The organism is Roseobacter sp. HKCCD6576-2 (assembly GCF_013179285.1).
In the GTDB taxonomy this organism is placed as follows: Bacteria; Pseudomonadota; Alphaproteobacteria; order Rhodobacterales; family Rhodobacteraceae; genus Rhodophyticola; species Rhodophyticola oceani.
Map to the genome: position 1 here is coordinate 1 of NZ_WVNW01000064.1, position 1,140 is coordinate 1,140.

Below are 1,140 nucleotides of genomic sequence, written 5' to 3' on the forward strand. Positions count from 1 at the left end.
AGCGGCATGGCGTCGCTCTCGGTGGTGGTCCCCTGGTAGACAACAACTTCACCGATAGGACGCATGGCGCGTTCCAGATTGAGGAGGCCCTGCCCGTAGATCGGGTCAACACCCGGGTCTCCGAGATCATCGGCTGCCTTGAACATAATCTCAGCGATTACGGGGGCTGTCAGGTCAGGCCACTGGCTCTTCAATACGGCATATGCTCCAGCGATGTGTGGAGCGGCCATGGACGTTCCGCCATCGTAACGAACCCCGCCGCCATTATTGGCGCTAAGGATGCCTGCGCCTGGCGCAGCGAGACAAAAGTGCATTGCAACGCCACAGTGGTTGGAGAAATCCGCAATTTCTGCTTTTCCATTTACATCTTCATAGACAGCGACGGCGGCGATGACGTAACCGTCATAGTCGGGTAGCAAGTGTGGAATGCCTGCAAGGTATGAGACTTCGGGCAGGCCGTAGTCGTTGCCTGCGGCAAAAACGCTCATCAAGTCCTTCTCTATGGCTCTATCCAAGGCGGCGATGGTTGCGGGTCCAAGGCTCCGCTCGAGATCGGAGCCACTTGTAAAATCAGTGATTGGTATGACGACGTTCCCATTACCGTTCCATTTGGTATAAGCCCAGCTGTGGTTTATGACGTGCGCACCGGCGTCGATTGAGCGGTTAATGGAAGCAGATAAATGACCAATTCCTTGGAGGATGAGAAGCTCAGATTCAAAGGCAACGCCGTGCGTACCTCGACCGTCTTTTCCGCCTGCAGCGATGCCGGCAACGTGCGTGCCATGACCATTAGAGTCAGAAATATCGCGGGAGTTTCTGGAAAAAGAATAGCTGTATTCAGTGTCGATTTTCCCGAGGAAGTCTGGATGATCGATATCGATACCGGTATCCAGGATTGCAATCTTTATGTCTTTTCCTCGTGCGCCCTTTGCGTATCGCTCATCGGCTCCAATTAGACGCAGGCCATAGTTTCGGTTGAATTCCCGGGTTCGGAAGTCAGCAGCATCGTCAAGGCCGGGAACGTCGGGGCCTGGATCGGTGATTGGATCAGGTGGTGGGCTGGGTCTTGGAGAAGGTGATGAACCGGGAGGCTGTGGACCAGAGGCTCCAGGACCATCACCGCCCGCGAGAGAAGCTGCT

1 protein-coding gene is annotated in these 1,140 nt (G+C 55.2%); it reads right to left on the reverse strand.

Annotation, left to right across the window (positions count from 1 at the left end; all coding sequences use genetic code 11):
• Nucleotides 1-1,140 (reverse strand): S8 family peptidase (locus tag GTF44_RS21955; protein ID WP_171563537.1); only part of this gene is annotated, 1,140 nt, incomplete at both ends.